A 26,354-nucleotide genomic window follows, 5' to 3' on the forward strand; every position below is an offset into this window, starting at 1 on the left:
GTCCAACTATCAACATTGTTCGACCCGGCGGTATGGATGAAAAGGGGAGAGACCGAAGTTGAAAGAATTGAAGTTGCGCGACGTGGCGCCCGGCAACCTGCTGGCCCGGCCCGTCACGGGCAAAACCGGCGTCACGATGTTGGAATCCGGTACGGCTCTTACCCCTCAGTACATTGAGCGATTGAAAAACCTCGGCATCGATTCGGTGTTCGTGCTGGAACACGACGATTCGTCCGTTTCATCCAGAAAACCTTCCAAGTTCGCGGCTCCCCAGCGTCCTTCCAGATGGGAATTGTTGTCCGCAGACGAGAGAGAGTCGAAGAAAAACGACGTTAAAGCCAGGGAAGCCGCTTGTTACGAGCTATTGCTGATGACGGAATCAGACCGCGACCTGGGAAACATGGCCATCCCTCTGCGCGACGACAATCAGCTTCGCAGACTGCGCGGCGTTTTCGCGGAAATCGTCCGGCAACGGTCGCTGGCGGAAGAACTCGGCGTCTTGTACGTCACCGACCATTTCGTGTTTCAGCACTCGCTGCGGGTAGGACTGCTGTCCGGCATCATCGGCTTGGCCAAAGATTACGACACGTCCAGACTCTATGAACTCGTACTGGGAGGACTGCTCTTCGACATCGGCATGACGACCCTGCCGCCCGAATTGCTGCGCAAGAGCGGGCAGCTGCGTCCGGACGAGAAATCCCTGATGCGCCAACATACCACGGAAGGCTACCGCATCTTGACCATGCTCCCCGACGTCTCCGCGGCTGCCGCCAAATGCGCCCTGCTCCATCATGAACGTTATCGGGGAGAAGGCTACCCGTTCGGACTGAAAGCCGACGACACGCCCGAATTCGCCCAAATCGTCGGGCTTGCCGACATCTACGACGCTTTGACTTCCCCGCGCCATTACCGCAGCGCCTTCACCCCGGGAGATGCCGTGGAGTATTTGTTCGCCGCCGGGAATTACGACTTCGACATGTCGCTGATCTGGGTGTTCCTGAAGAACGTCTTCGTTTTTCCGGTTGCCTCCGTCATTCGCCTCAGCAACGGCCAAATCGGCGTCGTATCCGGCGCGGACAGCTCCCTGAACCACCGGCCGGTCGTGCAAATCATCCGCGAAGCGGACGGAACGCCGGTCGTTCGGCCCTATCCGGTCGACCTGGCCGTGAACCGAAACTTGACCATCGTTGGCGCGGCGCCCGTGACGGCCGAATAAGGAGAAAATAAAAAAATGCCCTCGAATATGAGAGGGCATTTCTCTATACTTCTCATGATTCGGCGACCTGGCCGGCATGGCGCGGTTCATCGCGCTTTAGCCCCGTGGTTTTGCGGCCCCGTCTTTCGGCGGGTGTGCCTTTATTCGATTATGAGGTTGGGGCGATTCTATTCATAGGTTCTTCCCACTCTAGATTGTATCCAAATTGGATATCATTGTCATCCTCTTTTTTGAGAATAAAGTCTTACTTGTTTAGTCCGTTAGGACTATCAAGTTTCGACAAAAAGAACCCTCCGGATCCGATGTATCCCGGAAGGTTCTTTTTGATGTCTCATGCGGAATTAAGATAACGGCTGCATATCCCGGCTCACGTGTACCAACGTGCCTCCCGCGACCGTTGCGGCGACGAGCGGGACGTCCTTCCATTTGCGCACCACGATAAGATCGGCGGCTTTGCCGGGCTCGAGCGAACCGAGCTCCTTCCCCCGGCCGATCGCTTGAGCGGGATGCAGCGAGGCCATCGCCGCCGCCCGTTCCAGCGGGATTCCTTGGCGTTCGAGTTCGAATACGGCATGGAGCAGGGAAGCCGGATGGTAATCCGAGCACAGGACGTCCGCCGCGCCTTCCTTCACCGCGTCGGCGGCGTTCAGGTTGCCGTCGTGCGAACCGCCCCGCACGATATTCGGCGCGCCGACGCACACCCGCATGCCGCGTTCGGCCGCGTATCCCGCGGTGTCCAAATCAAGCGGGAATTCGGAGATGTTTGCGTGATACCCGAGAGAGCGGTCTACGGTCTCTCGGGTATCGTCGTCATGGGAACCGACGGCGATTCCCCGCTCCCGCGCATAGGCCGTCAGCCCACGCAGGACGTCCCAATCGACGCGCGCCCGCCGCTCCTCGAGTTCCGCGACGATTTGCGACACTTCTTCCAGGCCGACGCCCTGGTTTTTCATCACGTATCGCTGGAACGCGCCGGGCCTGCGATATTGGCCGATCCCCGGCGCATGGTCCATCAGCGACAAATAGTCGATCGCGCCTTCCCCGATCAGCCGTTTCGCCAGCGCCATGCCGGTGAGGTGGGATACCTCGTAGCGCAGATGGATGCCGTGCCGGATCATCGCCCGCTCTTCGCGGAAGGAGCGGATCAAGCCGATCATTTCGGAAACGAGGTGTTCTCCCCTTAAGCTTAACCCTACGCCCAGCGACAACGAATGCAGCATCGTCGTGATGCCGTGACCGGCCAGCTTTTTCTCGAATTGAAGGAAGGCCATCTCCATCGGGAACAGCGTGTTCGGCCGCGGCTCCGTCTCCTTCTCGATCGCGTCGCAGTGGATGTCGACCAGCCCGGGAAGCACCCATTGTCCCGAAGCATCCACGACGGTGTCGCCTGGCTTCGCCTCCTCGGCAAAGCCCGGTCCGATCGCCGCCATGCGTCCCCGTTCGGCGATGATATCCGCTTCAATCACCTCGTGGGGGAGTACCGCCAGTCCCCCTTTTACGATCAACCGGCTCATCGTTTCAACTCCGTTTCCAGCGAAATTTTAAGGAGCCGTCTCCAGGAACGTCACGTCCGGCATCCGCTCCATCGCGGTGCGCATGGCGTATTCGTTTTCGAACAAGGCGACGTCATTGTCGTTCTTGTCCTTGACCAACGTGGAGTTGATCCGGAATTTGGACGGGTCGGCCTTACCGACGATCCATCTCGCGAATTGGAACGGCGTGCGGCTGAGCAGGATGTCCACGCCGTACTCGTTCTTCATCCGATACTCGAACACCTCGAACTGCAGTTGGCCGACGACGCCCAAGAAGGTATCCTCGAACGGGCCGACGGACCGGAACACTTGGACCATGCCTTCCTCGGTCAATTGGTCCAGCCCTTTCAAGTACTGCTTCTGCTTGAGCGCGTTCTTGATCGAGACTTTGGCGAAAATTTCCGGAGAGAACGTCGGCAGTTCCTCGAACACCACGTTGCTGCTTTCGCTCAGCGAATCGCCGATGCGGAAAATCCCCGGGTCGAACAAGCCGATGATGTCCCCGGGATAGGCGACTTCGACGATATCCCGGTCCTGGGCCAGGAACTGCTGCGGCTGGGACAGCTTGATCTCCTTGCCGGCCCGCACGTGTCGGACCGACATGCCGCGCTCGAATTTGCCCGAGCAGATCCGCAAGAAAGCCAGACGGTCGCGGTGCGCGGGGTTCATATTGGCCTGGATTTTGAAAATGTAGCCGGAAAACTTCTCGTTCTCGGGCTCGACCGGTCCGTCCGTGCTCTTGCGGGGGGTCGGCGAAGGCGCCAGCTGCAGGAAGTTCTCGAGGAACGTCTGCACGCCGAAATTGTTGATCGCGCTGCCGAAAAACACGGGCGTCAGCTCGCCGGCCTTCACCTTCTCGTAGTCGAACGGATCGCCCGCCACGTCGAGCAGCTCCAGCTCCTCGATCAGCTTGTCGGCGAGGTAGTCGCCCGCCATTTCGCGGATGACCGGGTCGCGGTAATCTTCGACCTTGCGGACCGCGATCGTGGAGTGGTCGTTGCCCTGGAACAGCTCGACCTGGTTCTTCATCCGGTCGTACACGCCGCACAGCTCCCGGCCCATGCCGATCGGCCAGTTCATCGGCACGGAGCGGATGCCGAGCACGCGCTCGATCTCTTCGAGCAGGTCGAACGGATTCTGCCCTTCCCGGTCCAGCTTGTTAATGAACGTGAAGATCGGAATGCCGCGTTTGCTGCATACCTGAAACAGCTTGATCGTCTGGGCCTCGACGCCTTTGGCGACGTCGATCAACATGACCGCGCTGTCCGCGGCGGTCAGCGTGCGGTACGTGTCTTCGCTGAAGTCTTGGTGGCCCGGCGTGTCGAGGATGTTGACCTGCTTGCCGGCGTATTGGAACTGCATAACGGAGGACGTGACGGAAATCCCGCGCTGCTTCTCGATTTCCATCCAGTCGCTCGTCGCGTGGCGCGCCGCTTTGCGCGCCTTGACCGAGCCGGCGATATGGATCGCGCCTCCGTACAGGAGCAGCTTCTCCGTCAGCGTCGTTTTCCCCGCGTCGGGGTGAGAAATAATCGCGAACGTGCGGCGCCGCTCGACTTCCTGCCGCAATTCATCGCGAAGCGATGTGCTCATATGGGCGAATTTCCCTTCTGTTTAAAAAATGACCGCCCATATTATATCACATTTGCGGTCATCTGTTCGGATCGGGAATCATCGCCTTATTCCGCCCGATTATGCTTTCGCGTATATCGGCTCCGCAGCCTCTTCCCGCATCGGGAACCCCGCGCTCCTGGCTCCCAGGATCGCGCGCACCGCATCCGGCGAAGGCGAGGCCGGCCGGTACCGGGCCGCCGCGCGCTTCATGGCCGCCAGCCGCTCTCGATCCCCGAGCAACCCGGTCAGCATCCCCGCGAGCTCCGCCACGCTGCCGGCTTCCACCGCGGCGCCGATCCGCGCGAGATACGCGGCGTTGTCCTTCTCCTGTCCGAGAAGCGGCTTGAACAGCAGCATCGGCAGTTCGAGCGACAGCGCTTCGGACGTCGTCAAGCCGCCGGGTTTGGTCACGATGAGGTCGGATAGCGCCATCAGCTCGTGTACGTGCTCCACGTAGCCCAACACGCGAACGCGGCCGGATGCGTCCCCCAGCTCCCCCTCGAGCTGCTGCCGCAGCTTCTCGTTGCGCCCGCATACGAGGATGAATTGCGCGCCGCTTGCGAACCCACCCGATTTCAAGAGGCCGACGAAATCTTTGTCGATCATGCCGAGCCCCCCGCCCATGACGAGCACCGCCGGCCGGGCGAGGTCGAGCCCGTGGAGGTCCCGCAGCAAAGCGCGGTCGTAGGACCGTTGGCAAGCGAGGCGTATCGGAATGCCCGTCGCCGAAATGCGTCCGGCCGGAACTCCTCTGCGCAGCAGCGTTCTGCGGACCGATTCGGAGCCGACGATATACCGATCGGTAAACGGATGGATCCAGAAGCTGTGGTCCGTATGGTCGGTGATGACCGTGACGGCCGGCAAACCGGTCAGCCCTCGGGCTTTGAGCGCGGACATCGCCGCGGCGGCGAGCGGGAACGTGCTGACGACGACGGACGGACGTTTCTCCTTGAGCAGTTGCTGAATCCGCTCCAAACTGGAGGACTTGGCCCTTTTGACGAAGCTCGAGAACGGGCTGTCGCCGCGCGTTTTCTGGAACAGGTAGCCATACAAGGAAGGAAGCTTCTTCATCCATTGCTCGTAACAGAATTTGCCGACCGCATGGAGCTTGGGATGCGTCCACGCCATGTAATCGACGACCTCGACTTCCGTCCCCGGATTGCCGTCCAAGGCCGCCTCCCGGATCGCGCGGGCCGCCTGAAGATGGCCGTCCCCGAGGGCGCCGGAGAGAATCAGGATTTTGGGTTTCTTCGCCGGTTCCAACACCTCGGTATCCTCCTTTGTACGTTCAACATGCTCTTTGTCACGGAATGTGCGCCGACAACGCGAACATGCCCGCAGCCGAACCTAATGCGCCGGCGAGCAGCCAGCTCCTCCCGGGCGGATCGCCGCCATCCCTCTTCCGGAGCATCCGGTCCGCCGGATCGTGGAGGGATCGGCGGTACGAATAGAAGAACCAGACGAGCGCCGCGGCATAGATCAGCGCCTCCTTGCCATAACGGGACGCGATCTCGTGGATCATGTCCCACCGGGTGCCGAGCATGCGGCCTCCGACGATGAAGACGGCGGTCCAGAAGAGGGCTCCGGCGTACGTATAAAGCGCGTACTGGCGGAAGGGCACGTTCAGGATGCCTGCCAAATAACCGGTAAAATGCCGCACGCCCGGGACGAAGAACGAGAAGAACAGCAGCTTGTTGCCGTATTTTTTGAAGCCGTCCTCCGCTTTCTTGAGCTTCCTCGGGCCGAGGAACAGTTTGGGTCCGTGCTTGACGAGAAACGGGTACCCGAGCCTTCGCCCGACGAAGTAGGTGACGGTCGTGCCGATCGAAGTTCCGAGCCAGGCGATCGACACGGCAAGCGGCAAACCGAGACGTCCTTCGGAAACCAGATAGCCGGAATAACCCATGACCAGCTCTCCGGGAAACGGCAGCGCGACGTATTCGAGCATCAATCCGAAGAACAACGCCAAATATCCGAACTGCTCCATCCAAATCTCAATCGTGTTCATGCGTTTAACCTGCCATTCGCTTTTCCGGCGTTGCTTTCATTCTAGCGGCCGAGTTTGCCGTCCGGCACCAACCGCGGTTCGGTTCCGGCCTCGGACTTCAGTCGGGGGGCGGACTGGACAGGAAGACGGGGAGCGGCGCCGGCAGCCGGCGGGGATCCCGATTCGAGGCGCAACGAAACAAGCCAGGCCGACAACTGCAGATGCGGGCCTGGCTGTCGCTTGCGGCTCGGAATACCGCCGCTTTTCGCTTTAGAATACCCGTCTTCTCGTGAACAGCCAGCTGCCCGCGAGGAAGACGGCGCTGAGCAGGATCGTCAGGCCGAAGCCTTGCCACAAGGAATCGTTGAAGAGCAGCGTCAGAAACCCGTCCGCCACGTGCGGACGGAGCGAGGGAACCGAGGTGCCGACCGGGATGGCCGTGATAAGAGCGGCCCAAAGGATCCATCCGACCGCATGCCGCAGTCCGGAAAACAGCAGCGTGAACAGCGACAGGAGCAGCATGTAAACGCCGAACTGATAGAGGAACATGCCGGCGTAACCGAATTGGGTCCAGCCGAAAATTTCCAGGATATTGAACGTTAGCCGATAGTCCGAGATCACATGCGCCTCGATCGGGAACCAGAGCACGTTCAGCAAGGAGAACCCGGCCGCCCACGCGGCATAGACCGCCAGCAACCCCTTGAAATAATCCCGTCGCGTCGCCCCCAGGTTGACGATCCGCTTGAAGAAACTGACCGGCAGCACGCTGCCCACGAAAATCAGGAAAATGCCGAGCATGTTGGCATAGGAAACTTGGGCATTTTCGCCGTTGTCCCCGACGGACAAAGAGACGATGATATTCGCAAGCAAGCCGGCGGCCACGAAACCGGCCACGCACCATAGATAAATCCGAAGCTGCAGGTAAGAAGCCTTCCACATTGCCCTCGTTTTGCTCATGCGCTTGCGCTCCCTTCAATGAAATAAGCGAAAAATTTCTGCAGCGGAAGTCCGTCGATCGTAATGCCCATTTGACCCGCCATCCGGATTTCGTCTTCCCCGATCGCGCCGAACACCGCGGCCAAACTTCCGCTGCCGTAAGACTCCCGGTAGATGACGCGTTTCCCGCTCGTGAACCGCTCTACGTTCTCTCTGCTGCCCGTCAGCATGTAGGACCGCGAACGGATGTTATCCACGTCGTCGGCCAGCAGGATGCTGCCGGCTTCGATGATGTAGACCTTCTCCACCACTTTCGCGATCTCGTCGATCAGGTGGGTGGACAGCAGGACCGTGCGGGGATGTTCGGCGTAATCCTCCATCAGCACGCTGTAGAACTTCTCGCGCATGAGCACGTCCAGCCCGAGCACCGGCTCGTCGTAAATCGTAAGCGGCGCCCGGCTCGCCAGTCCGACGACGTTGCCGACAAGCGATTCCATCCCCCTGGAGAGCTGGCGGATTTTTTTGTTCGGGTTCAGCTTGAACGCCTTGAGCAGATCTTGGGCAAAAGCCGCGTCCCAGTTCGGATGGAAGGCCGACGCCATTTCCAGGATCTCGCCGACTTTCGCCCCGCCGAAGTGGTAGTTTTTCTCCCGGACGTAACACGTGTCCTTCGGCGAGTCTCCAGGGCGCAAGTTCAGCCCCGCGACTTCGATACGGCCGGAATCGGGGGAGATCCCTCCCGTTATCATATTGAGCAAAGTCGTCTTGCCCGCGCCGTTGCGGCCGAGCAGGCCGTACACCACGTTCTCCTCCAGCTTCATGTCCAGCTGGCGGACGGCGTCCGTCTTCCCGTAGCTCTTGTTTACGTTCGCGCATTCCAGGATCGCGTTCATTCTCGCATCAGCTCCTCTTCCCTTTTTTAATCATTTCGATCACTTCGTCCGCCGTCAGCTCCAGCTTCTCGGCTTCGTCCAGCAGCTTCAGCACGAGCTGGTTGTAGAACCGGTCCTTTCTTTTACCCTTGATGATTTTCCTGGCGTCTGCGGTCACGTACATCCCGAGCCCTCTCTTCTTGTACAAAATGCCTTCGTTCACGAGCAGGGCGATGCCCTTGACGATCGTCGCCGGGTTGATCTCGAACGTCCGGGCGAACTGTGCCACCGAAATGATCTGGTCTTCTTCGTTGTAAATGCCGGTCAGGATATCGTCTTCGATTTTGTCGGCCACCTGCTGGAAAATCGGCTGCCCGTCGTCGAAGGTCGCCATCACGCGATCACCCTATCGGTATGTTAGTCATGTAACATACTATAATGCCGGTGGAAACGATTGTCAACCGGCGAATCGGCAAAACGCAAAAAAAAGCTGCCGCGGCAGGGCTGAAGAATCGGAATCCTCTTCCTGATCCCATGCGGCGCTTCAATGAAAAAACTCCGCGATTCCTATCGGAATGCGGAGTTCGGGTCGCGTGACGAACAGGCGCGTCCGGCCCTCGCCAGATGTTTTCAGTGCCCTGCCGAATACTCTGCGGATTGCATTTCTTGGGGATCCAGCTTCGTCCGTCCCATGAAGAACGAGACGAGCAGCGCCAGCACGACCGGAATGATCGCCCAGGCGAACGTATGCGTAATCGAAGAGGACAGCAGGGAAGAGATCCGGTCCAGCGCGTCTGCGGGAATGTTCGCCCTCGTCTCCGGCGCGAGCAAGGAGTGCGGATCTTTGAAGTCGACCCCTTGCGGCAGCGGCGTTTTCCCTTCCCCCGCTCCGAACACGCCGGACAGCTTGCCGAGGAAATCGTGGCTCTGGATGATGCCGAATACGGTGATGCCGATCGTCATGCCGAGCGAGCGGACGAAATTGAGCGTCGAGCTGGCCGTGCCGCGTTGGCGGGCGGGCAAGCCGTGAACGGCCGTGTTGCCCAGCACGGAGAACGAAGCGCCGATGCCGAGTCCGATCAAAACCATGTAAGCCGTCACGAGCAACCGGGTCGAATCCGGCGCGAGCGTCGATACGAGAATCGTGCCGGCGACCAAGATCGCGAAGCACGGCGCCAGAATGTTGCGGTAAGGGATTTTCGTCATCAGGAAGCCGCCGACCGTGGCCGTGACGACCGACCCGAGCATCATGGGCAGCAGCACGAGACCGGAATTGGTCGCCGATCCGCCGAGCACCCCTTGAATGAATATCGGAATGTAGACCGAGGCGACGATAAAGCCCGCGCCGCTGAACAAAGCGCCTAAGACGCTGGTGGTGTACAGACGCTTGCGGAACAGCGAGTACGAAATGATCGGCTCCTCCGCTTTCGTCTCGATGAACAGGAAGAATACGGCGAGCACCGCGAATCCCGCGAACAAGCTCAAGATCTGAACGGAATCCCAAGCATACGTCTTGCCGCCCAGCTCCAGCGCGAACATGAGGCAGACGACCGCGCCCAGCAGCGAGCACGCCCCCAGCCAGTCGATTTTCTGCTTGGCATGCTCGATCGACTCGCGATAGAAGAAGGCGATCATGAGGAAGGCCAGCAAGCCTAAGGGCAGGTTGATGTAGAATACCCATTCCCAACGGATATGGTCGGTGATATAAGCGCCGAGCAGCGGGCCGAAAATGCTCGACATGCCGAACACCGCGCCGAACAGCCCGCCCAGCTTGCCCCGCAGCTCCAGCGGAACCGCGTCGAACATGATCGTGAACGCGATCGGCACGAGCGCGCCGCCGCCGATGCCCTGCACCGCCCGGTACAGCGCCAGCTCGGTGATATTGGTCGCGGTGCCGCACAACGCCGACCCCGCCATGAAGACGATCAGTCCGAAAATGAAAAACCTTTTCCGTCCGTACATATCCGACAGTTTGCCGAAAATCGGCATGCCCGCCATTTCCGCCACCATGTAAGCCGAGGTGACCCAGACGAATTTGTCCATCCCGCCCAGCTCGGCCACGATGTTGCCCATGGCGGTGGCCACGATCGTGTTGTCCATCGAGGCCATCAGAATGCCCAGCAGCAAGCCCGCGATCACGACGCCCAGGCTTTTTTGCTTTTGCGCCAAACGTATCCACTCCTTAACGTTATCTATATAGGGATTGAAATTCCTTCAGATGCGAACGCGTTCCTTGACGACCGCGCTCTTATGGACGGCGAGCGACGTCCGATATTCGACTTTGCCGATCGCGCAGTCGGGACCGATGACGACCCGGTTGCCGCGCACGACTCCCGCTTCCGTGTTCGACAGTTCGACCGAATCGCCTTCGATGACGTCCGCGGTCAGCATCGCCGGGCCTCCGGCGTTCACCAAACCCATCAGCTTCGAGACGCGGCTTCGCTTCACGACTAGCGACTCTCCTCCGATTTCCTTGACGCGGCAAGGTCCGTACAGTCGAATCTCCAGAAGGTCCGCATTGAGCAAGCCGTCGATCGAACAAGCGCCGGACAAGAGAAACCTTTCGGCCTCCAGGTCTCCGCGGACGCTCACGTTCCCGGTAAAATCGACTTTATCGACGCGCGCCGCGTTCGCGAACCTCAGCTCGCCTCTGCCCCGAATCGTCCCGGCGCGCACCGTGCCCCGGATGACGGCTTCTCCCGTAAGACTCAGCTCGTCGCTGCTTAACGTGCCTTCGACCGAAATATTGCCCATCGCGGACATTTTACGGCAAGCCAGGTCGCCGGATACCTCGCATTCGCCGGTAATTTTGACCCGGTTGTACCGGCCGCCCGCCGCGGTTGACGTGCCGACCAGCCTCAAATCAGGCAGAACGGTTTCACTCACCGGTCCTCCACTCCTTTCCTACCTTTGCTCCCGGATGTTTGCGGTATTCCGTTCGATACTCGACGCGTTCGATGCGGCAGCCGGGGCCGATCGTGACGCGGTTGCCGCGCACGGCGGAGGCGACGGTGTGCTCCAAGTCGAGATCGTCCCCTTCGATCGTGCCGGTCAGCAGCTCGGGTCTCCACCTCGGGAACAGATTCCGCAGCGCCTCCTTCCACCGGCTCTTGGGGATTTTCCGCACCCGGATCGATTCGCAGCCGATTTCCCGCGCTTTTCCTTGGCCGTAAAGCGCGATATCGACGAAGCCCGCGTTCAGCATGCCGCCGACCTCGAAACCGCCGGCCGCGCGCAGACGCTCGAATTCGCAATCGCCGCCGATTTTCAGATAACCGTTCAAGACCGCCTCGTGGCCGGTCAGCGAGCCCCCGACGTCGATCAAACCGTCCATTTCCGCTTGATCCGCCGAGACATCGCCTTCCACCTTCAATTTCCCATTGGCGAAAAACGATTTCGTTTCGACGCTTCCCCGCACGGTCGACACCCCGTTCAGCCGGAAATCGTCCGCCGACACGTTCCCGTTCACTTTTCCTACGCCTTCCAGCTTCACCCGGCGATAGCGGCCGCCCCCCGCGCTGCCCACGCCGCTCATGTTCAAGTCGCCATACGGTTGGTTGTCCATCCCTGGTTCCCTCCTGTAATCGGGCGGTTGACGGAGTCCAAGCTCCCCGCTTCCGCTCAAATCAATTTGCTTTTCAACCGCTCGATCGCTTCCGTCATTGATAAGCGGGCCACGATCTTGACCCCGCTGTCGAAATAAACTTGCGACGGCACGGACACGAGCGCGAACGACGAGACGCCCATTTTGCGCAGGAAAATCAGTTCGCAGGGCTTGCCTTCGAAATTCGGAAAATGGTCCCGCATTGCGGCCAGCAATCGCTCCCCTTCCTCCAAGCTCATGTCGCCGGCCTGCAGCAGGCTGTCGATCACGTAGAGGTACAGGATCATCTCGAACGCGTACACGGTAGGATCGGGGTCTTGCCCGGCGAATCTTTGCAGCACTACATTCGAAACAATGTTACGTTTCATTAAATCGCATTTGCGCATCTCATAGTCGGGCAAGGACGGAGAAAGCTTTCCCGCTACCTGATCGAGGGACAAATCGTCCTTCATGTTCAGGATCTTGTCGATGCGCGCGAGGATCAGGTCTTTCGGAAAAAACGTTTCCTGGCCGGTAAACGTGGATTTGCGGATGAACCACTCTTCCGGAATGAGCTGCTTCCGCTTCCATCGGTACAACTGGCCGTAGGAAATCCCCGTTTGATCCAGCAGGTCCTTCTTGGAAATGAGCTCGCGCTCCATGCTCTCGCCTCCTTACGTTTTGCATCGTAACATAACATTGTTACGTTGTAAAGCGAAACGAAGCCGTTTGATGAAAAACCCGCCTGGAGTCGGGGGCTTAGGCAGACCCGGGGTCGATTGCCGCACGAGACTTCCGGGACTACGATAGGGTGAGGAACGTTTCGCCGTCATCCGCGCAAACCAGGCATTGAAGGAGGTGCGCCCATGTTCGAATCTTATCTCTTCCCGATCCGTTATGCTTTCTTGTCGTTTCCGATCGCCGCGGCGCTGTTCACGATGCCTTTCCTCGTCGTGCAATACCGCCGGCATGGATATATCCATCTGTACCGGGCCTTCATGCTCTACCTATTGCTCCTGTATTTGCTGAACGCCTTGTTTCTCGTCATTCTCCCCCTGCCCGCTTCGGTTCATAACGATCCGCCTTCCTCCGGCTCCTACGCGCAATGGATCCCGTTCCATTTTGTGTCCGATATCGTCAGGGAAACGGCCGTTCAGGCGGATCAACCTTCGACTTACGGGCGCTTGTTCGCGGAACGCGCGTTTCTTCAAGCCGCGTTCAACGTACTGCTCACGGCGCCTTTCGGGATGTTTTTGCGCTGCTATTTTCGCGTCCGGCCGGCAACGTGTTTGGCCGCCGGTCTCGGCTTGTCGCTCTTCTTCGAAATCACGCAGGTCACCGGCCTGTACGGGATTTTCGACTATCCGTACCGGCTGTTCGACGTGGACGATCTCCTGACGAACGCGGCCGGCGGCATGCTCGGATTCGCCGCGGCGGCTTGGCTGTCCGCCCATCTTCCCCGCGCCGATCGGTTGGATGAACGGGTCGATCTGGCGAAAAAACGCGTCAGCTATACCCGAAGAGCGGTCGCCTTCGCGCTGGACGGGTTCGTCTTGCTTCCGGCGCTCGCGGCGCTCGCCGCCTTCCGGATCCCGCTGGCCTTCCCTCTGCTCGCTGCCGCGTATTCCATCGTTCTTCCTTGCGCCGCCGGCGGACGCACGATCGGCAAGTGGGCGGTGCGGATTCGCCTCCAGGAACGGGGTGAGAATGTTCAGGCGCGCGGGTTTCTGATCCGGTACGGCTTGCTTTACGGGCCGGCGGCCGTTATCCCGGCGCTTGCCGGCTCCGGAATTCCGCCGTTGGCGATCGGTTTGTATATGCTGGCGGTCATGGCGTATTACGCCGTATTCGCCGGGGACCTGCTCCGATGCCTGCTCAACCGGAGACGCAAACCTTTCTACGAGGCGTTAAGCGGAACCGGGCACGTGATCGACTTGGCGCGGATCGCGCGCAAGAACGCCCGAACCGCCGCTTCCTCAACCGTATCTCAAGCCTAGCCGGGCGAACCGGCAACAAAGCGGAAAAGCGGCTCTCCCCCGATCGGAAGGCCGCTTTCAAGCCATATTGATATATACAAAAGGTATTCCTAGTCCGAGAATCCAGAGCAGCGGAATGAAGTTAAACAGGATGGCCAACCGCTTGCGCCGTTTGCGAAGGATCCAGGCGAGAATCGAACTGATAACGGCCGCGATCGGATAAATGCCGACTCCCGTGACCAAAGCAACGCCAAACCAAGAGAAACCCTGATCGAAGCTCATGAAGGAAATTCCCCATATGAGCAGCCATGGGATGATGCATAACGCGTATAGAAACTGGCTGATCACGAGAAACGTCTTCAACCGAATAATCCTCCATATCAAAGGACCCGCAATCCTGCGGGTCCAAGCAATCCAATCCTCTACCCTCTATCCCCTCGGCGAGGAAACAGAGTTTTCCTATCCAACATCGTTAGTCTCCGACCAGAAACGCCCGGGCGGGCGCGGCGTCGATGCCGGTCAGCTTGAGCGGGGCCACGACGAGCGTGTAGTTGCCGGCTTCGACGTGCCGGAGCCGCAGTCCTTCGACGATGACGACATTGCTCCGCATCAGCGTGCGATGGGTCGGATATCCCGGCTGGGCGCGTTCGATGCCGAGCGCATCCGTACCGACCGCCGCGACCCCGATTTGGGCGAGATATTCCGCTCCGTCCACGCGCAAATACGGAAAATCCGGATCGAACCGTTCGCTGTAAGAGCTCGACGTTTTGAACAAAATCCGCTCCCCGCGCCGGATCGCGAAGGGCAGCAGATCCTCTTTGGAGATATGGTCCTTCACGCCCGTCAGATCGATCACGCGGGCCGGTCCGCATAGCTGCTCCAACGTCACGGTCTCGATGGTGTCCCCTCCGGGAATCATGTGGAGCGGAGCATCGACATGGGTGCCCGTGTGCACGTTCAGGTTCAGCTGGCTTTCGTGCGGCTGGCCTTGGTCATGATTTTGCACGTTGGTGATCGCAGGCTCCTTGTGCGCGAGGTTGTCCCACACCTGCATGCCCTCTTCTATCGTCATGCTGATGTCGATCAATCGTCCCCAACCCATCGTCCGGCCATCCTCCCCTGCAACCCGTTAATTTTCGCTGTTCCGCACCCAGATCACGTTATCCTCGTCCTGCCCGCCCACCGGCCACCAGTGGAAGCCGTCCTCATGCAGCAGCTTCTCGGCTTGCGCCGGTCCCCAAGAACCCGCGGGATACAGTGCCGGTTCGATGCCGTGCTCCTTCCAAGCATGCGCGATCGGGTCGATCAGCTGCCAAGCGGCAGCGAGCTCGTCCCAACGCGTGAAATAGGTGGAATCCCCGCGGGACGCGTCGAAAATCAAACGTTCGTAGGCTTCCGGCGTGTTGATTCCGATCTGGCAGCTTTGGCAGAACTCCATGGCCACCGGTTGGATCGTCATGTCGTTGCCCGGCTTTTTGGCATTGATCTTGATGTAGATGCCCTCCATCGGGTTCACGCGGATGACGAGCAAATTCGGCGTCAAGTCCTGGGCACGGGCGAACAGAACGTTGTTCGGCACGTTTTTGAACTCGATCACGATTTCCGTCGACTTCACCGGCAGCCGCTTGCCGGTCCGCACGTAGAACGGGACGCCGGCCCAACGGAAATTGTCGACGAACACGCGGGCGGCGAAGAACGTCTCCGTATGCGACTCGGGGTTCACGGAATCTTCCTCCCGGTACCCCTTGAACTCCTTGCCCTTGAGCGAACCGTGGGCGTACTGCCCTCGGACGATCCGGCGACGCACCTCGTCTGCGGAATGGAACGGCCGGATCGAGCGGAGCACCTTCACCTTCTCGTCCCGGATGTCTTCCGCGTCCAGGCGGCTAGGCGGCTCCATCGCGATCATCGTCAGCATCTGCAGCATATGGTTCTGCACCATGTCGCGCAGCGCGCCGGATTTGTCGTAATACGCGCCCCGCTCCTCGACGCCGACCGTCTCGGCCAGCGTGATCTGCACGTTCGCGATATGCCGGTTGTTCCACAGCGGCTCGAAGAAGACGTTGGCGAATCGGATCATTTCGATGTTCTGGACCATTTCCTTGCCCAGGTAATGGTCGATGCGGAACACTTCCTCTTCCTTGAACACCCGGCTGATCTCTTCGTTCAAGCGCTGAGCGGACGGGTAGTCGTAGCCGAACGGCTTCTCGATGACGAGCCGGTGCCAGCCCTGCGACTCCAGCATGCCCCCTTCCCGAAGGTTGTGGGACACCTTGCCGAACAGCTCCGGCGCGAGCGCCAAATAAAACAGGCGGTTGCCCGGAATTTGGTGCTTTTTCTCCAATTCCTCCGTATGGGCCTTTAACTCGCGGAACCCGTCGACGTTCCTGATGTCCAGCGATTGGTACGTGAAATGCTCGGCGAACTCGGCCCAATCGTCCTTCTCGCCGGGCTTGTACCGGCAAAATTCCCGGATCGATTCATGCACGTCGTCGCGGAACTGCAAATCCGTGCGGGGACGCCGGGCCAGCCCGACGATGGCGAACCGTTTGCCCAGCTTGCCCTCCCGGTACAGGCTGTAGAAAGCCGGGAACAGTTTGCGTCGGGCCAGGTCTCCCGTAGCTCCGAAAATGAAATACACCGCGTGCGCGGAAAGGTTGTCCGTTTTGTTGTCCGTCATGGCCCTCATCTTTCTTCCAGGCGGGTTTGGGGCGGTCGCCGGCGGGCGAACGCGGCCTGTTGGGATCGTTCATACGTATTGTAGTTTAGCATAATCAACCAGCCTCTGCCATGTCCTTCTGGAAAACATTTGTAATTCCTTCCCCGATATCGAATCCGTATACGGATTCATGCCCATGCGCAAACGCCCGACATTGAATACAATGCTTCAGCGACCCATGGAAAGGAGGATGGGACCATGTTTGGGCTAATGCTGGAGCCCGTCGAGAAGGCAATCCTGCCCTATTGCGGAAGAGCGGTCATGGTGCTGATGAAGGACGGCAGCCGCAAAATCGGGCAGCTCACTTCCTGCTCTTCCGGGCGGCTTGTCTTGAACGGCGAAGAGGAAAGCGGCGAAGAGGCATTCGTTTCGCGCAAAGCGAGAATCCGCCGGACGTCGCGCAGGCGGACTCGCAAATCGCGGATCGATCCGGCGCCCCAGCCGGCGGAAAGCTGGGACGGATTGTCGCTCGCCCCCCTCGGCCCGGAGCCGCCGTCGCCATACCCGATGTTTCCGCGTGAAAGCGTGCCTCTGAAAGCCGTGGAATCGATCCTGCTCCTGTAACTTCTTTGCAAACCATCATCGAGAAGCCTGCTGAATCCGTTGGCAGGCTTTTTCTTTGCTCCGCGATTGACAGACGGGGAGTGCCGCAACGACAATGGAAGTATTCGTTCGTATCCTGTAAGGATAAAGGGGCTCAGGCATGGTGGATGGAATCGAGGGCTTTCTCATCGATCTGGACGGCACCGTTTACCGGGGGAACCGGCTCATCGACGGCGCCGCGGATGCCATCCGGCTGCTGGAACGGGAAGGCAAACGCTTCGTTTTCGTGAGCAATCGGGGCAACCTGTCGCGCGCGATGTGCAGGGACAAGCTGGCGCGAATGGGGTTGGAGGTGCCTGCCGAGTCCATATTGCTTACCTCTACCGTTACCGGCATGTATTTGCGGGATCGCCATCCGGGCTGCCGGGTCTGGGTGCTCGGCGAGGAAGGGTTGACCCGGGAACTGGCGTCTTTCGGCATCCCGCACGCCTCCCGCCCCGAAGACGCGGATTGGCTCGTCATCACGCTGCATGAGACCGTTACGTACCGGGATTTGAACCTGGCGTTTCGGGCCGTCCGCGGCGGGGCACGCATCATCGCCACGAACGCGGACCGGATGGTTCCGACGGAAGAGGGAGACTGCCTGGACGTAGCCGGCATGATCGGCGCGATCGCCTATTCGACCGGCAAGGAGCCGGAGGTGGTCGTCGGCAAGCCGTCCGCCATCATGGCGGAGACCGCGCTGCGGTTGATCGGGCTCCCGCCCGGAAAATGCATGGTCATCGGCGACAGCCTGGGTTCGGATATCGCGATGGCCGGCCGGGGCGGAATGGCTTCCGCGCTGGTGCTGACCGGCTCGGCCACCCGGCAAGATGCCGATCAAGGCGAATACCGCCCCGACGTCGTCTGGGATTCCATCGCCGACCTGATGAAAGTCTGGAAGTAGGGATAATCCGGACGAATCGGCTTGCCCCCACGTTCCCGCGTTCCTGCGGGAGCGTAAAAATCGCGCCCCCCTAAGCCGGCAAGGCCAAGGGGGGCGCGTTCTTCAAAGTATTTATTTCGCCAAGCCGTGGCGATGGGCGTAGATCGCCGCCTGCGTGCGGTCTTCGACGCCCAGTTTGCCGAACAAGTTGGTCAAATGGTATTTCACCGTCTTGATCCCGATGAACAGCTCGTCGGCGATTTCCTGGTTCGATTTGCCCTGGGCGATGAGCTGAAGCACTTCCATCTCCCGCTCGGTCAGCTCTTCGTGCGGCAAGGATTCGGCCTGGGCCGGGCGGCGGAAACGGTTCATCATTTTCGACGCGACCTGCGATTCCAGCACCGACTGGCCCCTGGCCGCCGCCCGGATGGCGTCGGCGATCTCGGAAGCCCGCGACGTCTTGAGCAAGTAGCTGAAGGCGCCCGCTTCGATAACGGGATACATCTTCTCGTCGTCCAGGAAGCTGGTGAGCACGATCACCCGGCACTCCGGCATTTCCTCCGTCAGGCGGCGCGTCGTCTCGATGCCGTCCATTCCTTCCATCACCAGGTCCATCAGCACCACGTCCGGCTTGTATTCCCGGGCCAGCCGGAGACCCTCCATTCCGTTGCCGGCTTCCCCGACGACCTCGATCCCGTCCTCCGTGCCGAGCACGGCGGCGAGGCCGATGCGTACCATCTCATGGTCGTCGACCAGCAGTACCTTGACTTTATCCTCTTTCAACCCGTTTGACCTCCATCCGCCATGATCGGCACCCGTATTTCGATTCTCGTTCCTTTGCCCGGAGCGGAGATGATCTGAAACGAACCGCCCAGCTCGTTGATCCGCTCCTCCATATTCATTAAACCGTAGGAGGCCTGTTTTTTGTCCATAACGTCGAAACCGACGCCGTTGTCCCGGATGCCGAGCCGGACCGCTTCGCCCCGCTTCTGCAACTCGATCCCCATTTTCGTCGCTTTGGCATGACGGAGCGTGTTGGACAACGCTTCCTGAACGATGCGGAACAGGTGGTTTTCCATCCCTTTGTTGAGGGGCAGGTCCTCTTCCATGTCGAGCGAAATGTCGACCGGCACCTTCGCCTTCATTTCCTGCACCAGCTCCGGAATCGCCTGCGACAGGCGTTTGCCTTCCAAATGGATCGGGCGCAAATGCAGCAGCAGCGCGCGCATTTCGGATTGGGCGGCCGAAGCCATCTCTTCGATCAGCTGGATCTGGCGTTTCGCCTTCTCGAAATCTTGGTCCAGCGTCCGGCCGACCGCCGTCGCCGTCATGGAGATCGCGAACAGCTGCTGGCTCACCGCGTCGTGAAGCTCCCGGGCCAGCCGCTGCCGCTCTTCCACCACGGCGCTCATCTTCGCCTGCGCGGCGAGCTCCGCGTTGTTGCTGGACAAGCGCTGGAGGGTGTTCACCTGCTCCTCCCACTTGCGTCCCAATTTGCCCAACTGCTCGCCGAGCCGCCCGATCTCGTCGTTGCCGAGCGGCGGCAGCGGCGGGCTCGGGTTTCCTTTCTCGAGCAGCATCATCGTCTCGCTGAGCAGCTTAAGCCGATGGCGGATCGGATAGCCGCGCAGGAATCCGAATGCCGCGCCGCCGACCGTCAGCACCCCGATCGTCGTCAATATGAACGGGACGAGCGAGCCCCAACGGTACACCTCGCCGACCAGCCCGTAACGGATGAGCAGATACAGCACAAGCGTTCCGATGCCCAGGGAGTAGAGGACGGATTCCCCCATTTGACGCCATACCATATTGGCGACTTTCCGCGATTCCATCCGTCTGCTCCCTCCCTTACACCGTTCGGATCTTGATATCTCCTACGAGATAGAACAACTGCAGTTTCAATCGGTATTCCTTCCGATCGTAATCGGGGGACCGCCAAGACAAACGGTGCAGCACCCCGCCGTCGCGGGATTGCCGGAAGCCGATCTGGCCGATCAACACGGACGCCTCGACCTCCAGGCCGTAATCCTCGGGGACCGTAAGGTCGACGTCGCCGACCAGCCCTTGCAGCACGATGGAGGTCTCTTTATCCTCGGGAATGGCGAGGGTCATGTCCATCCGGATCTCCCCGACCACTTGCCAGTAGCTCATCGATTGCAGCACCCAGGAGCGTTCGTCGAGCCGCATGTTCAGGAACATCCGATGCGCGCCGCGGTACAACCCCGAGGCCGCCGGCCGCGAGCGGATATAATAAAAGCCGAGCGAGAGCAGCACGATCAGGGCGAACAAAACGAATTGGTTGATGATCAGAACCAACGTGCTGACGGCCATCACGACGATCGCCAGCTTGTTGCGGTCGGTTCGGAACCGGTAGATGCCCAGCGCCAGCAGGATGGCGGCGTTCACCGTTGCGTAACCGGCGATGCCGCCAAGCAGAAGGTAAAAACCGGCCGCCAGAAACAATATGGAGTGATTCGACAATTTCACGACCGGTGGCACCTCCCCCGCTGCGCGTAACCCGCTTTTACGCCGAAAGCCATAACGGAAAAACCCGTTATGGCGATTCGACACGCATTGCATAATCATATCATAATTTTTCCTCCGCGAGAATGCGGGAGATTACTCGGCTTCCGCCGCGGGAGCCATGCGGCTTTTGAGCGCCGCGAGCTCCTGCTCGACCCGGAGCGATTTTTCCGGATCCAGGCGGATCGGCGCGCCGGCGAGCGGCGAGCCCGGAATGCGGGCCACGTCGGCTTCCGCCTCCATCTGCAGGATTTTCTCTTCCATGCGCTGGAATCCCGCGGACGCGTTGCCGGTCTCGATCGTGTGCAGCGTGCTGACCTGGGCGATTTGCTTACGCGCTTTGGCCATTTGGGCGCGGGCGACGAGCTCGTTGCGCTTGTTGCGCAGCTTGTAGAACTCTTCTTTCATTTCATGCAGCTGGGCGGTCAGTTCGGCGACCTGCGCGTTCGCTTGCGCGTGGTGTCCGGCCAGATCGGCCGCCTGCTGATCGTACTGCACTTTCTCTTCGAGCAGCTTGCGGGCCAGCGTTTCGTTGCCGCCGCGCAGCGCTTGCTCGGCTTGGGATTCGCGTTCGTAGCTCAGGCGGGCGGCTTCGTCCAGGCGCTGCTTCATCCGGCGCTCGGCCGCCATTTGGCGGGCCACCGTGACTTCCGCTTCGCGAATCTCCACTTCCATGTCCCGCAAATACTGGTTCAGCATGACGATCGGATCTTCCATTTTGTCGAGCAGATCGTGAATCGACGCCTTCGTGATGTCTTTCATTCTTTTGAATACTCCCATTGGATTATTCTCCCTTCGAATTTTTCTCGATTTTGTCCAATTTGGCTTTCAGTTCTTCGATTTCCCGACGAAGCGCTTTTTTCTCGATGTCCTCCATCATGGCGTCCAGCCCTTGCGGCTTCGGAGCCTCCTGGACCGGAGCGGCCGAAGGCGCGGGTCTTACCGGCGGCGGGGTCGGCGGCACGCCGGCTCCCGGCCATTGGTTTCCGGGCGGCCAGCCTTGATTGCCGTATTGCGGCGTATGGTGGTGGGCCGATGGACCGGCGCCGGGCCATCCGGATCCGTAGGGTATGCCCCCGTTTCCGTAGCCGCCGTGAAATCCGTCGATCTCCCGCGGGATGATGAATCCCGCGAGGATATAGACGAACAGCACCGCTCCCCCCGAGAATACCGTCACCACGACCAGAAGGATTCTGAGCAGCGTGGCGTCGACGCCTAAGTAATCCGCCAGCCCGCCGCAGACGCCGAATATTTTTTTGTCCCGCGACGAACGATACAACCTGCGCATGAACGCTGGTCCCTCCTTTTTAATGTCCTTGCTGCATTTTCTGCTTCAACTGCTGGAGCTCGCGTTCGATCGTTTCCTGGACGACGGTGCCGATGCGCAGCACCGACTCCTGGCCTATGCGGCGAAGATCCCTCAGGCTGCGCGCCTCCAAATCGAGGTCGGTAAGCCGGTCGTCCAGCTTGCGGAACATGCTGGACGGGTCCCCCGTCCCCGTATCGAACCTCGCGTTCAGACGCTGCTGCAGCCGAAGCGATTCCATCTTGGCGACGTAGAATTGCCTGCGGTCGTATACGGCGCGGTATTCGCTTCGCAGATCCTGGAGCAGCTGTTCCAAATCGTTCAGCTCCTGGCGGCTCTGCTCATAGAGCTGACGGTACCGTTCGGCCCGCTCCTCGTGCGCCACTTTGTCCTGGAGCGCCAGCTTGGCGGCCTGTTCTTCTCCGGCCTTCAACGCCGTCAGCGCTTGATCCTCGCGCTTGCGCGTCCATTGTTCGGCGTCTTTCCATTGCCGGTACAGGCCGTCCGTGTGCGCCGCGTACTGCCGCTGCAGTTGCTCGCTTTGGACGATTTCCTGGTGCGTCGACCACAGGAACTGATCGATCACGCGGACCGGATCTTCCGCCTTCTCCAACCGATCGTTCAACGTGGCCACCGTCATGTCCCTTACCCTTCTCATCACGCTCACGCGCTTCCCTCCGTTTCCTGCGACTTTCCTTCTTACAATCCCGTGCTATGCCGGCGGCGGATCATCGATACTCCGAAGACGATCAGAGCGATCGCTGCCGCCCATACGAACAGGAAGGACAATTTGCCCAGCAGCATCAGAGCACCGATGGCGCCGATGACGCCTCCGAGAAACCGGCTGCCGTTATTCCAGGCCACCACGCCGAGTCCGATGACCAGGACCGGAATCAGCACTCCCATCAACCATCCGAAAATGCCGAGTTTGCCCAGCACCAGCAGAACACCGAAAGCGATCAGAAGCAGTGCCAACCCGTTTCCTCTTTTCATGTTCCTCACCTCTTTTCCTCCAGCTCACATTCTCATTGTAAACGGAGCCCGGTTTTCGCATAACGGACCCGCGTATGTTTTTGACCCTGGACTCCGGTCGGGGGGGCGGACAGCCTCCGGACCTTCGCGGCTCGGACCCGGGTTGGCTCCGATGCCGCCCGCGGGAACCCGGTATCGTCAACCGGATCGGTCGCGCCCTCTGCATTTCTTTACATTTTAAGCACCACCCTCTTGACATCGGCAAACCGGACCTTTATATTTTATTTATCGATTAATAAATAAATGGAAAGGACCTCCCCTATGACACCAAGAGATCGGGACGATGCTTCGACGAACCGGAAGCAGCAGATTCTGGAAGAAGCAGCCGCGCTGTTCGCGGAATCGGGCTATTACAAAACGACGACCGCGGACGTGGCGCGTGCCGTCGGGGTCACGCAACCCTACGTGTTTCATTTCTTCAAATCGAAGGAAACGTTGTATCTCGCCGTCTTAGAGCAAGCCACGCAGCGCATCATGCACGCGTTCCATACCGCGGAAGCGCCGCCGGAACGCCTGATGGGCGCGATGGGCGAAGCGTTCAAGAACTTGCTCGATACCCATCGGAATGAGATCCTTCTCACGATGACCGCCTTCACGACGCCGGAGCCTTCCGTCAGGGACTACGCCCGTCAGGAATTCGACCGGGTATACGAGCTGGTCAAGGAACGGTTCCGGGGAGCGGGCATTCCGGACCCGGAGTTCCAGGCCAGCGTCTTCTTCGGATTGGGAATGGTCTGCGTCCTGGCGGAAACTTTGTCCCTGCCCAAACTGCTCCCTTGGCAAGATCAATGAAACGGCAATGCCGTTTCGGACCAAACGGCTTTTTCGTTCCCCGGCGGACGGCAAAGTCGTTTTCTCGGGCCTCTCATTTATTTATTAATAAATTAATTTGAAAGCGAGGAATGTTTCCATGTTTACCGCTTCGAGAATCCGTTTGCTCGCCGTCACCTGTGCCGCTTTGTTCATGGCGATGCTCGACAATTTGGTGCTGGGGGTCGCGCTGCCCTCCATCCAGAAGTCATTCGACGCTTCGCTGACCGATCTGCAATGGTTCATGAACGCCTATACGCTGGCCTTCTCGGTACTGCTGATTCCATTCAGCGTGATGGGCGATCGTTTCGGGCGAAAAAAAACGTTTCTGCTGGGCATCGCGATTTTCACGCTCGGTTCCGCCCTGTCCGGACTGAGCGAAAGCTCCATTCAATTGATCCTCTCCCGGGCATTGCAAGGGATTGGGGGAGCGGCGATCGTTCCGCTCAGCTTGACCCTCGTCAACTCGGCCTTTCCCGAGAAAATGCGGGCGGCCGCGCTGGGCATCTGGTCCGGCATCTCCGGGCTCGGATTGTCGGTCGGCCCGCTGATCGGAGGGGCGATCGTGGAAGGCGCTCCTTGGCAATTGATTTTCTGGATTAACGTTCCGGTCGGCGTTCTGGCCATTATCGGGGGGTTGTTCTGGCTGAAGGAAGAGAGGGGCGAGCGCAAACCGATCGATCCGCTTGGCATTGTGCTGCTGGCGGCCGGTCTGTTCGGTATCGTATACGGGCTGGAAAACGGAAACGATAAGGGTTGGGGATCCGCGCTCGTCGTGTCTTCGCTCGCCGGCGGTGCCGCGCTGCTTCTCCTGTTCGGGCTGTGGGAACGGACGCGAAAACAACCATTCGTCCGCTTCGACTTGTTCCGCAGCCGCCGTTATGCCGCTTATATCCTGACTGGCTTCTGGTTGAACGCGGGCATCTTCGGCGCGATTTTCCTCCTGACGCTGTTCCTGCAGCAAGCGCAAGGTTACAGCGCGCTGGGGGCGGGTGTCCGGACGATGGCATGGACCGGCTGCACGATGATCGCGGCGCCGCTCGCCGGGCTCATGGCCGGCAAATGGGGAAGCCGCGGCATTCTCTCCGCCGGTCTGCTGATGCAAGGGGCGGCATTGGCCGGATTCGCCCTGTTGATCCTATCGGAGGGAGTGCGCGTCCCCTTCGCCGAACAGATGCCTCTGATGATGCTGGCCGGCGCTGGGATGGGACTCAGCTTTACGCCGCTTTCCCATGGCATTCTAACCTCCGTGCCCGATTCGTCCTCGGGGGAAGCCAGCGGCATCAGCAACGCGACCCGCGAGCTCGGCGGGGTGTTCGGAATCGCCCTTAACGGCATGATCTTCCAAACCGGAGATCCGATCCGGACGCCCGCGGACTTCGGGGAACATCTCGTTCCGGCCCTGTTCGTCAGCGCCGGCATGATCGCGCTCGGCTTGGGATGCGCCTTGTTCGCCTCAGGACGCTCCGAAAAGAAAAAAAGCGCCGAGAACCTCATGCCGCGAACCGCTGCGCGATAAACGCAAACGGCACTCTGCCCATCAGGGCGGAGTGCCGTATTCGTTCATCAGCGTATGATTCTTCCTTCGTGAATCCACTCCATGATCTGGCGGTACGGAAGTCCCGAAATATCGCTCAAGTCTTGAACGGTCAGCTTAGGATTCTCAAGGATGATGTCCTTCACCTTTCTCAACACCTGCTCGTTCTCCGCTTGGCATTCGGGGCAGCGCCTGACAGTCGGCAATTCGTGTTGGAACACCTTGTTGCACACGATGCAATTCGAAATCCGCAAATCCGATCCTCCTTCCGGTCATTCCATCGACCAAACGCCCGAACTGGCCGTTATCGATTTGTCATCGGATCAGACAGGAACATTATACCACCCATCCGCGAACCGGGACAAGATTTTGTCGAATCGCGCACAAAGCAAAAACCTTGGGTTCAATCCTGAACCCAAGGCTGATAATCGATAAGTATGGTGCCGGTGAAGGGACTTGAACCCCCACTCCCTTGCGGGAAACGGATTTTGAGTCCGTCGCGTCTGCCATTCCGCCACACCGGCATAAAGTGGCGCGCCCTAAGAGATTCGAACTCCTGACCTTTTGATTCGTAGTCAAACGCTCTATCCAGCTGAGCTAAGGGCGCGCGATATGAAGTTGGAGGCGCCACCCAGATTCGAACTGGGGGTAAAGCTTTTGCAGAGCTCTGCCTTACCACTTGGCTATGGCGCCATAAACAAAGTGGAGCGGACGAAGGGATTCGAACCCTCGACCCTCGCCTTGGCAAGGCGATGCTCTACCACTGAGCCACGTCCGCGAGATGGCTGGGGATCAAGGATTCGAACCTTGGAATGACGGAGTCAAAGTCCGTTGCCTTACCGCTTGGCTAATCCCCAATATGAAGGTTGTTTGTAAAGATGGGGCGATCGAGGGGACTTGAACCCCCGAGTGCCGGAGCCACAATCCGGTGCGTTAACCACTTCGCCACGACCGCCATGCTATTCGTATTGGCAGGGGCAGCAGGAGTTGAACCCACACTAACGGTTTTGGAGACCGCTGTTCTACCATTAAACTATGCCCCTATGGTAAGTATGGGGTTACCGGCCAGGTAAAACTGGTGGAGGCTGATGGATTTGAACCACCGAACCCAGAGGGAGCAGATTTACAGTCTGCCGCGTTTGGCCACTTCGCTAAGCCTCCATGGTAACGGAGATGACCTGGTGCCGGCGAGAGGACTTGAACCCCCAACCTACTGATTACAAGTCAGTTGCTCTACCAATTG

The 26,354-nt window shown here is 59.6% G+C and carries 28 protein-coding genes, 8 tRNA genes and 1 riboswitch; of the genes, 6 read left to right on the forward strand and 30 right to left on the reverse strand.

Annotated features, from left to right (window positions below; genetic code table 11):
* The first annotated feature begins 58 nt into the window (after positions 1-58).
* Complete coding sequence (locus tag PTZ19_RS24625; RefSeq protein WP_276358323.1) at positions 59-1,216, forward strand: HD-GYP domain-containing protein; 1,158 nt, start codon at positions 59-61, stop codon at positions 1,214-1,216.
* 58 nt (positions 1,217-1,274) lie between these two features.
* A riboswitch (cyclic di-GMP riboswitch) is annotated at positions 1,275-1,365 on the reverse strand.
* A 192-nt stretch (positions 1,366-1,557) separates the two neighbouring features.
* Here the strand turns inward: PTZ19_RS24625 and PTZ19_RS24630 are convergent.
* From PTZ19_RS24630 to PTZ19_RS24680, 11 genes are all read right to left on the reverse strand, one after another.
* Positions 1,558-2,730, reverse strand: coding sequence for an alpha-D-ribose 1-methylphosphonate 5-triphosphate diphosphatase (locus tag PTZ19_RS24630; RefSeq protein ID WP_276358325.1), 1,173 nt, complete (start codon positions 2,728-2,730; stop codon positions 1,558-1,560).
* 27 nt (positions 2,731-2,757) lie between these two features.
* Positions 2,758-4,341, reverse strand: a complete 1,584-nt coding sequence (locus PTZ19_RS24635) for a peptide chain release factor 3 (RefSeq protein WP_276358327.1) — start codon at positions 4,339-4,341, stop codon at positions 2,758-2,760.
* A 99-nt stretch (positions 4,342-4,440) separates the two neighbouring features.
* A complete protein-coding gene (locus PTZ19_RS24640) occupies positions 4,441-5,628 on the reverse strand; it encodes an MGDG synthase family glycosyltransferase (protein ID WP_276358328.1) in 1,188 nt (395 codons plus the stop codon).
* Between the two features lie 37 nt (positions 5,629-5,665).
* The gene (locus PTZ19_RS24645) at positions 5,666-6,370 is read right to left on the reverse strand and encodes a DedA family protein (RefSeq protein WP_276358329.1); all 705 of its coding nucleotides are present in this window, start codon (positions 6,368-6,370) and stop codon (positions 5,666-5,668) included.
* Between the two features lie 249 nt (positions 6,371-6,619).
* Positions 6,620-7,306 carry a hypothetical protein gene (locus tag PTZ19_RS24650; protein WP_276358331.1) on the reverse strand — a complete coding sequence of 229 codons (687 nt, stop codon included), beginning with the start codon at positions 7,304-7,306 and terminating at the stop codon, positions 6,620-6,622.
* Positions 7,303-8,178, reverse strand: a complete 876-nt coding sequence (locus PTZ19_RS24655) for an ABC transporter ATP-binding protein (protein ID WP_276358333.1) — start codon at positions 8,176-8,178, stop codon at positions 7,303-7,305. The genes PTZ19_RS24650 and PTZ19_RS24655 overlap by 4 nt, the downstream gene beginning before the upstream one ends.
* Positions 8,179-8,185: 7 nt before the next feature.
* Positions 8,186-8,551, reverse strand: coding sequence for a GntR family transcriptional regulator (locus PTZ19_RS24660; RefSeq protein ID WP_276358335.1), 366 nt, complete (start codon positions 8,549-8,551; stop codon positions 8,186-8,188).
* A 236-nt stretch (positions 8,552-8,787) separates the two neighbouring features.
* Positions 8,788-10,326, reverse strand: a complete 1,539-nt coding sequence (locus tag PTZ19_RS24665) for an MDR family MFS transporter (protein WP_276358336.1) — start codon at positions 10,324-10,326, stop codon at positions 8,788-8,790.
* A gap of 45 nt (positions 10,327-10,371) precedes the next feature.
* Complete coding sequence (locus PTZ19_RS24670) at positions 10,372-11,043, reverse strand: polymer-forming cytoskeletal protein (RefSeq protein WP_276358337.1); 672 nt, start codon at positions 11,041-11,043, stop codon at positions 10,372-10,374.
* Positions 11,036-11,722, reverse strand: coding sequence for a hypothetical protein (locus tag PTZ19_RS24675; RefSeq protein WP_276358338.1), 687 nt, complete (start codon positions 11,720-11,722; stop codon positions 11,036-11,038). The genes PTZ19_RS24670 and PTZ19_RS24675 overlap by 8 nt, the downstream gene beginning before the upstream one ends.
* Before the next feature lie 56 nt (positions 11,723-11,778).
* On the reverse strand, positions 11,779-12,402 hold the full coding sequence (locus PTZ19_RS24680) for a YhbD family protein (protein ID WP_276358339.1): 624 nt from the start codon (positions 12,400-12,402) through the stop codon (positions 11,779-11,781).
* Positions 12,403-12,606: 204 nt separating this feature from the next.
* Here PTZ19_RS24680 and PTZ19_RS24685 point away from each other — a divergent pair, with 204 nt between their 5' ends.
* Positions 12,607-13,737, forward strand: coding sequence for a VanZ family protein (locus PTZ19_RS24685; protein ID WP_276358340.1), 1,131 nt, complete (start codon positions 12,607-12,609; stop codon positions 13,735-13,737).
* Between the two features lie 57 nt (positions 13,738-13,794).
* Here PTZ19_RS24685 and PTZ19_RS24690 read toward each other — a convergent pair whose 3' ends face one another.
* From PTZ19_RS24690 to zwf, 3 genes are all read right to left on the reverse strand, one after another.
* Entirely contained in the window at positions 13,795-14,079 is a 285-nt protein-coding gene (locus PTZ19_RS24690) for a hypothetical protein (RefSeq protein WP_276358341.1), read from the reverse strand.
* A gap of 109 nt (positions 14,080-14,188) precedes the next feature.
* Positions 14,189-14,818 (reverse strand): cyclase family protein, encoded by a 630-nt coding sequence (locus PTZ19_RS24695; protein WP_276358343.1) that lies wholly within the window; start codon positions 14,816-14,818, stop codon positions 14,189-14,191.
* A gap of 27 nt (positions 14,819-14,845) precedes the next feature.
* Positions 14,846-16,396, reverse strand: a complete 1,551-nt coding sequence (zwf, locus tag PTZ19_RS24700) for a glucose-6-phosphate dehydrogenase (RefSeq protein WP_276358344.1) — start codon at positions 16,394-16,396, stop codon at positions 14,846-14,848.
* Positions 16,397-16,633: 237 nt separating this feature from the next.
* Between zwf and PTZ19_RS24705 the strand changes: the two genes are divergently transcribed.
* Both PTZ19_RS24705 and PTZ19_RS24710 read left to right on the forward strand, forming a co-directional pair.
* A complete protein-coding gene (locus tag PTZ19_RS24705; protein WP_276358345.1) occupies positions 16,634-16,999 on the forward strand; it encodes a hypothetical protein in 366 nt (121 codons plus the stop codon).
* 139 nt (positions 17,000-17,138) lie between these two features.
* Complete coding sequence (locus tag PTZ19_RS24710) at positions 17,139-17,924, forward strand: HAD-IIA family hydrolase (RefSeq protein ID WP_276358346.1); 786 nt, start codon at positions 17,139-17,141, stop codon at positions 17,922-17,924.
* 111 nt (positions 17,925-18,035) lie between these two features.
* On the opposite strand, the gene PTZ19_RS24715 is transcribed toward PTZ19_RS24710, so the two are convergent.
* The 7 genes from PTZ19_RS24715 to PTZ19_RS24745 form a co-directional block, all read right to left on the reverse strand.
* Complete coding sequence (locus PTZ19_RS24715) at positions 18,036-18,686, reverse strand: response regulator (protein ID WP_276358347.1); 651 nt, start codon at positions 18,684-18,686, stop codon at positions 18,036-18,038.
* Positions 18,683-19,735: a sensor histidine kinase gene (locus PTZ19_RS24720; RefSeq protein ID WP_276358348.1), complete on the reverse strand. Its 1,053-nt coding sequence runs from the start codon at positions 19,733-19,735 to the stop codon at positions 18,683-18,685. Before PTZ19_RS24720 ends, PTZ19_RS24715 begins: the two co-directional genes overlap by 4 nt.
* A 16-nt stretch (positions 19,736-19,751) precedes the next feature.
* Complete coding sequence (gene liaF, locus PTZ19_RS24725) at positions 19,752-20,390, reverse strand: cell wall-active antibiotics response protein LiaF (RefSeq protein WP_276358349.1); 639 nt, start codon at positions 20,388-20,390, stop codon at positions 19,752-19,754.
* 132 nt (positions 20,391-20,522) lie between these two features.
* Positions 20,523-21,206, reverse strand: coding sequence for a PspA/IM30 family protein (locus PTZ19_RS24730; protein ID WP_276358351.1), 684 nt, complete (start codon positions 21,204-21,206; stop codon positions 20,523-20,525).
* A 4-nt stretch (positions 21,207-21,210) separates the two neighbouring features.
* Positions 21,211-21,714, reverse strand: a complete 504-nt coding sequence (locus tag PTZ19_RS24735; RefSeq protein ID WP_276358352.1) for a PspC domain-containing protein — start codon at positions 21,712-21,714, stop codon at positions 21,211-21,213.
* Positions 21,715-21,733: 19 nt separating this feature from the next.
* Positions 21,734-22,390, reverse strand: coding sequence for a PspA/IM30 family protein (locus tag PTZ19_RS24740; protein ID WP_339329359.1), 657 nt, complete (start codon positions 22,388-22,390; stop codon positions 21,734-21,736).
* A gap of 41 nt (positions 22,391-22,431) precedes the next feature.
* Positions 22,432-22,725, reverse strand: a complete 294-nt coding sequence (locus PTZ19_RS24745; protein WP_276358354.1) for a LiaF transmembrane domain-containing protein — start codon at positions 22,723-22,725, stop codon at positions 22,432-22,434.
* Positions 22,726-23,025: 300 nt separating this feature from the next.
* On the opposite strand from PTZ19_RS24745, the gene PTZ19_RS24750 reads away from it, so the two are divergent.
* A complete protein-coding gene (locus PTZ19_RS24750; RefSeq protein ID WP_276358356.1) occupies positions 23,026-23,556 on the forward strand; it encodes a TetR/AcrR family transcriptional regulator in 531 nt (176 codons plus the stop codon).
* A 118-nt stretch (positions 23,557-23,674) separates the two neighbouring features.
* Positions 23,675-25,093, forward strand: a complete 1,419-nt coding sequence (locus PTZ19_RS24755) for an MFS transporter (RefSeq protein ID WP_276358357.1) — start codon at positions 23,675-23,677, stop codon at positions 25,091-25,093.
* Positions 25,094-25,140: 47 nt separating this feature from the next.
* Here PTZ19_RS24755 and PTZ19_RS24760 read toward each other — a convergent pair whose 3' ends face one another.
* The 9 genes from PTZ19_RS24760 to PTZ19_RS24800 form a co-directional block, all read right to left on the reverse strand.
* On the reverse strand, positions 25,141-25,365 hold the full coding sequence (locus tag PTZ19_RS24760) for a hypothetical protein (RefSeq protein WP_276358359.1): 225 nt from the start codon (positions 25,363-25,365) through the stop codon (positions 25,141-25,143).
* Between the two features lie 184 nt (positions 25,366-25,549).
* Positions 25,550-25,635 (reverse strand) — tRNA-Leu (locus PTZ19_RS24765).
* Between the two features lie 6 nt (positions 25,636-25,641).
* Positions 25,642-25,718: transfer RNA gene (locus PTZ19_RS24770), tRNA-Arg, on the reverse strand.
* A 12-nt stretch (positions 25,719-25,730) separates the two neighbouring features.
* A tRNA-Cys gene (locus tag PTZ19_RS24775) sits at positions 25,731-25,804 on the reverse strand.
* A 10-nt stretch (positions 25,805-25,814) separates the two neighbouring features.
* A tRNA-Gly gene (locus PTZ19_RS24780) sits at positions 25,815-25,889 on the reverse strand.
* Positions 25,890-25,893: 4 nt separating this feature from the next.
* A tRNA-Gln gene (locus tag PTZ19_RS24785) sits at positions 25,894-25,968 on the reverse strand.
* A gap of 22 nt (positions 25,969-25,990) precedes the next feature.
* Positions 25,991-26,066, reverse strand: a tRNA-His gene (locus PTZ19_RS24790).
* Positions 26,067-26,080: 14 nt separating this feature from the next.
* Positions 26,081-26,154 (reverse strand) — tRNA-Trp (locus PTZ19_RS24795).
* Positions 26,155-26,187: 33 nt separating this feature from the next.
* Positions 26,188-26,272 (reverse strand) — tRNA-Tyr (locus PTZ19_RS24800).
* Positions 26,273-26,354 lie beyond the last annotated feature (82 nt).

Origin of the sequence: Cohnella caldifontis (genome assembly GCF_029360585.1) — a bacterium.
GTDB lineage: Bacteria > Bacillota > Bacilli > Paenibacillales > Paenibacillaceae > Cohnella > Cohnella caldifontis.

Excerpts from the sequence above, each read along its gene's own strand:
- PTZ19_RS24705 (WP_276358345.1), top strand. The coding sequence starts at position 16,634 with ATGTTTGGGCTAATGCTGGAGCCCGTCGAGAAGGCAATCCTGCCCTAT.
- PTZ19_RS24695 (WP_276358343.1), bottom strand. The coding sequence starts at position 14,818 with ATGGGTTGGGGACGATTGATCGACATCAGCATGACGATAGAAGAGGGC.
- PTZ19_RS24750 (WP_276358356.1), top strand. The coding sequence starts at position 23,026 with ATGACACCAAGAGATCGGGACGATGCTTCGACGAACCGGAAGCAGCAG.
- PTZ19_RS24735 (WP_276358352.1), bottom strand. The coding sequence starts at position 21,714 with ATGCGCAGGTTGTATCGTTCGTCGCGGGACAAAAAAATATTCGGCGTC.
- PTZ19_RS24675 (WP_276358338.1), bottom strand. The coding sequence starts at position 11,722 with ATGGACAACCAACCGTATGGCGACTTGAACATGAGCGGCGTGGGCAGC.
- PTZ19_RS24635 (WP_276358327.1), bottom strand. The coding sequence starts at position 4,341 with ATGAGCACATCGCTTCGCGATGAATTGCGGCAGGAAGTCGAGCGGCGC.
- PTZ19_RS24685 (WP_276358340.1), top strand. The coding sequence starts at position 12,607 with ATGTTCGAATCTTATCTCTTCCCGATCCGTTATGCTTTCTTGTCGTTT.
- PTZ19_RS24745 (WP_276358354.1), bottom strand. The coding sequence starts at position 22,725 with ATGAAAAGAGGAAACGGGTTGGCACTGCTTCTGATCGCTTTCGGTGTT.
- PTZ19_RS24655 (WP_276358333.1), bottom strand. The coding sequence starts at position 8,178 with ATGAACGCGATCCTGGAATGCGCGAACGTAAACAAGAGCTACGGGAAG.
- PTZ19_RS24630 (WP_276358325.1), bottom strand. The coding sequence starts at position 2,730 with ATGAGCCGGTTGATCGTAAAAGGGGGACTGGCGGTACTCCCCCACGAG.
- PTZ19_RS24710 (WP_276358346.1), top strand. The coding sequence starts at position 17,139 with ATGGTGGATGGAATCGAGGGCTTTCTCATCGATCTGGACGGCACCGTT.
- PTZ19_RS24720 (WP_276358348.1), bottom strand. The coding sequence starts at position 19,735 with ATGGAATCGCGGAAAGTCGCCAATATGGTATGGCGTCAAATGGGGGAA.
- zwf (WP_276358344.1), bottom strand. The coding sequence starts at position 16,396 with ATGACGGACAACAAAACGGACAACCTTTCCGCGCACGCGGTGTATTTC.
- PTZ19_RS24730 (WP_276358351.1), bottom strand. The coding sequence starts at position 21,206 with ATGGGAGTATTCAAAAGAATGAAAGACATCACGAAGGCGTCGATTCAC.
- PTZ19_RS24740 (WP_339329359.1), bottom strand. The coding sequence starts at position 22,390 with ATGAGAAGGGTAAGGGACATGACGGTGGCCACGTTGAACGATCGGTTG.
- PTZ19_RS24645 (WP_276358329.1), bottom strand. The coding sequence starts at position 6,370 with ATGAACACGATTGAGATTTGGATGGAGCAGTTCGGATATTTGGCGTTG.
- PTZ19_RS24650 (WP_276358331.1), bottom strand. The coding sequence starts at position 7,306 with ATGAGCAAAACGAGGGCAATGTGGAAGGCTTCTTACCTGCAGCTTCGG.
- PTZ19_RS24680 (WP_276358339.1), bottom strand. The coding sequence starts at position 12,402 with ATGGAGCGCGAGCTCATTTCCAAGAAGGACCTGCTGGATCAAACGGGG.
- PTZ19_RS24755 (WP_276358357.1), top strand. The coding sequence starts at position 23,675 with ATGTTTACCGCTTCGAGAATCCGTTTGCTCGCCGTCACCTGTGCCGCT.
- PTZ19_RS24660 (WP_276358335.1), bottom strand. The coding sequence starts at position 8,551 with ATGGCGACCTTCGACGACGGGCAGCCGATTTTCCAGCAGGTGGCCGAC.